Here is a 3,779-nt window from a genome sequence, read left to right as displayed (position 1 = left end):
GCGGCGTGTACAACGTCTTTGGCGACTTCGGCTCCACGGTCGGCCCGCTTGTCGCCCTCCCGTTCGCGGTACGGTTCAGCTACACGACGGAGTATCTGGGTTGCGTGCTGTTGGTGATTCTGACGGGCGTTCTGGCCGCGCTCACGTTGCTCGGCGAGGACGACCACGAACGGCCCATCGTCGTTCCGAGCGACGACTGAGGACGCTTTCTTGGGGTGGAGTCCCGTTTCCGGCCGAGTTTCACCGGGGAGCGTACTGACGGGCACACTTCCCAGCCGTGGAGGGTGTTTCCGACCATGTATTTCGTTTCCATCCGGTAATTGCTAGCACGAGTCGAAATCTTTACGCCGTCGTCCGGAAACCATGTACATGACAGTTCATGAAGAAGGAAATGACGACAATGGATTTCCTCGACCGCGCCGTCGATCTCTACGACGACGTGGTGGGTGTCATTGCGGATGACGGCACGGAATATACGTACGCGGAGTTCAACGAGCGAGTCAACAGTCTGGCGAACGTGTTGGCCGACCGCGGCATCGGACAGGGAGACAGAGTGGCGATGCTCGCATCGAACACGCACTACTTCCTCGAAGCGCTGTACGCGACCAACCATCTGGGCGCGGTGTACGTCCCGATGAACTACCGCCTCGTTCCGGAGAACTACGAATACATCCTGAACGACTGCGAGGCGTCGGTCGTCATCGCGGACTACGACTTCGCTGAGAAGGTGCAGGCGGTCCGCGATTCTGTTCCGGCGGAGACGTTCATCGGCTACGAGGCCGACAAAATCGACGGCGACTGGGAGGACTACATGGCTCTCGTAGACGAGGCATCGGCCGACCCGCCGGAGCGCGCCGACATCTCGGAGGATGACGACGCCAGCGTCAATTACACGTCGGGTACGACCGGGGACCCGAAGGGCGTCGTACGCACCCACCGGACCGAACACTGGCACGCGCTCGTGCTCAACCAGCACATGGAGATTCGGGACGACGATACCTACCTCTGGACGCTCCCGATGTTCCACTGTAATGGCTGGGGGCACACCTACGCCATCACCGGCACCGGCGGTACGCACGTCTGTCTCCGGAAGTTCACCCCGGAGCGAACGCTCGAAAAGATTCGAACTCACGACGTGTCGTTCATGTGCGGCGCGCCGACCGTACTCAACCGCGTCATCGCCTACACTGAGAACAACCCGGACGTGGAGACGACGGGCGACCGCGAGTTGCGCATCGCCACCGCCGGAAGCGCGCCCGCGACGGCGACCATCGAGACCGTCGAGGACGACATCGGCTGGCGCATCATCCACATCTACGGCCTGACCGAAACCGCACCCATCATTACGACCTCGAACTCGCCACGCCGCCTCGCCACGCGCGGCCGGTCACTCAAGGTCAAACAGGGGAGCGAAGTGCTCGGCACCGACGTTCGCGTCGTCCACGACGACGGAACGGACGTTCCCGCCGATGGCCAAACGATGGGCGAAGTCGTTGTCCGCGGCAATCAGGTGATGGACCGCTACCTCAACAAGCCGGAGGCGACCGAGGAAGCGTTCAACAACCGCATCGCGGGCTACTTCCACACCGGCGACCTCGCCACCATCGACGAGGACGGGATGATATCCATCCAGGACCGCAAGAAGGACATCATCATCTCGGGTGGCGAGAACGTCTCGTCCATCGAAGTCGAGGACGTGCTCTACGACCATCCCGAAATCGCCAAAGCGGCCGTAATCCCCACGCCGAGCGACGAGTGGGGCGAGTTGGTAACCGCCGTCGTCGTCCCGAAACCCGACGTTGACCTCTCGGAGGACGACGTGGAGGCGTTCTGCCGCGACAAGATGGCCGGATACAAGATTCCGCGCAAGATTCTGATACAAGAGGACCTGCCGGAGACGGCGACGGGCAAAGTTCAGAAGTACCAACTGCGCAAGGAATTTTGGGAGGACGAGGAGCGGCTCATCGGGCAAGGATAACCGCTGGAACGCAGCTCGAACCGATCTGCGGTTTTTCTCTGTATGTCGAAGACATGAACTGAACAGCCGACAGACACACGATGCCGGGGAGCGTTATGACCGTCGGGGGAAAGACAGTGAGTCCATACGATACGACGGGGGACGGTCTCGAAACCGAACGACGACTGACGGAGCGGAGGCGATAGTATGGCCGTGGTGGACACCATCATCGTCTTCATCGTCAGCCTGCTCATCGGCGGGTTCGGCATCTACGCCGGGGCACGGGTGACGACCGAGTACGCGGGAAGCTACGGCCACGCCATCGTCACGGCGCTGATCGGGTCGATAGTGTGGGGAATCATCAGCTTCTTCGTCGGGTGGATTCCCATCCTCGGCGCGCTGTTAGCGCTCGTCGCGTGGGTCGGCGTCATCAACTGGCGATATCCCGGCGGGTGGGGGACTGCCATCGTCATCGGACTGGTCGCGTGGTTCGCGGCCGCAATCGTCCTCTACCTGTTCGCGCTGTTCGGTATCGTCGCCTCGGGTGCACTCGGAATTCCTGGCGTCTGAGTCACCTATCGATCCCGTTTTATCGAAGTTCCGGGGTCCACACGGACGACGACAACGAGAGCGGCGGTTCGCGGGAGCGAACCCACCGGGCGATGGCGACCGTTCCGACGACGATAGCGCCGACGCCGACTAGCCCCGCTTCGGGACCGAACGGTCCACCAGTGAACACGCGGGGACCGACCTGTTCAGTCGCGATAATCGTCACGGGGAGGCGAAGCCCGCTGACCGAAAACCCGTAGACGCTTGTCTGGAACAGGTTCCACGAGATGTGCAATCCTATCGGAATCGCCAGTTCGCCCGTCAGCAGATAGCCCGACGCGAGCATGACGCCCGCGAGGACGATGACGACCGTACTCGTGAGCGTCGCGTTCGGGTTGAAGATGTGGACGACGCCGAACACGACCGACGAGCAGAGCGTCGCGGCCGCGACCGCCACCTGACCAGACACCCGTGGAAACCAGCGAAAGCCTTCAGCGAGATTCGTCAGGAGGTAGCCACGCATCAGCAACTCCTCGCTGACGCCGACGACGACGAAGACGAGAACGGAGGTGAGAAAGACGGTGACGAACGACAAGCCGGACACCGTTCGAAAGAAGCCGGTGACGCGCACCCACCCAAGCGCGAGTTCAGTCAGGAATATCGCGGTCATGAGCGTCGCACCGAGGGCGAGGCCAAACCCGAAATCGAGCCACCACGTCCCCGACAGGTGAAAGCCGAAGTCGGCGAATCGACGGCGGTCGATGAACCGACCGACGAGGTACGTGAACAGAACCACGACGACGAGTTCGAGCGACGTCTGAAACAACAGGGTGCCGAGACGCCCGAACGACGCGAATTGGAACCCGACGAACGCGGACACCCACACCGGTCGAAGCGAAAACGCCACCACGAGCGAGACGATTCCGAGCACGATTCCGGCGACGACGAACCGCCACGGGAGTCGAAGCCGTCGGTCCGTCGCGTTCCAGAAGACCGTCTTTATCGAAGAGAGCACCACGAAATCGTACGACGAGGAGGGTTGTTAATCCTTGAGCTCACCCGCTGTTCGGTTCGCCCGTGCGAGTGAACCGCCTCGGGGTCAAGCCCCGAGGCACTCGGCCTGCTCCGCCTGTAGAAAAAGGGGATTACGGGAAACGTCGGTGTCACCTCGGCGGCGTTATCGGCACTCGGTTCCCGAGATGTTCACGTCGAGCGACGGCAGTGCGCTCGCTTCCTCGTCGCTACCCGCGTCGATGGTCGTCTCGAACCCGAC

The 3,779-nt window shown here is 62.0% G+C and carries 3 protein-coding genes and 1 pseudogene; 3 read left to right on the top strand and 1 reads right to left on the bottom strand.

The window, feature by feature from the left end:
• The 3 genes and pseudogenes from BG842_RS26475 to BG842_RS26465 form a co-directional block, all read left to right on the top strand.
• Nucleotides 1–200 (top strand): annotated as a pseudogene (locus tag BG842_RS26475) (MFS transporter); the annotation flags it as partial.
• A gap of 179 nt (nt 201–379) precedes the next feature.
• Nucleotides 380–1,978, top strand: coding sequence for a class I adenylate-forming enzyme family protein (locus BG842_RS26470; RefSeq protein ID WP_069453121.1), 1,599 nt, complete (start codon nt 380–382; stop codon nt 1,976–1,978).
• Nucleotides 1,979–2,164: 186 nt separating this feature from the next.
• Entirely contained in the window at nt 2,165–2,527 is a 363-nt protein-coding gene (locus BG842_RS26465; RefSeq protein ID WP_069453120.1) for a hypothetical protein, read from the top strand.
• Between the two features lie 19 nt (nt 2,528–2,546).
• Here BG842_RS26465 and BG842_RS26460 read toward each other — a convergent pair whose 3' ends face one another.
• On the bottom strand, nt 2,547–3,524 hold the full coding sequence (locus tag BG842_RS26460) for a CPBP family intramembrane glutamic endopeptidase (protein WP_069453119.1): 978 nt from the start codon (nt 3,522–3,524) through the stop codon (nt 2,547–2,549).
• Between the last annotated feature and the right edge of the window lie 255 nt (nt 3,525–3,779).

It is taken from the genome of Haladaptatus sp. W1, assembly GCF_001723155.1.
GTDB lineage: Archaea > Halobacteriota > Halobacteria > Halobacteriales > Haladaptataceae > Haladaptatus > Haladaptatus paucihalophilus.
The sequence above is the reverse complement of the archived record's forward strand: the minus strand, read 5'-3'. Positions and strand labels throughout refer to the sequence as shown.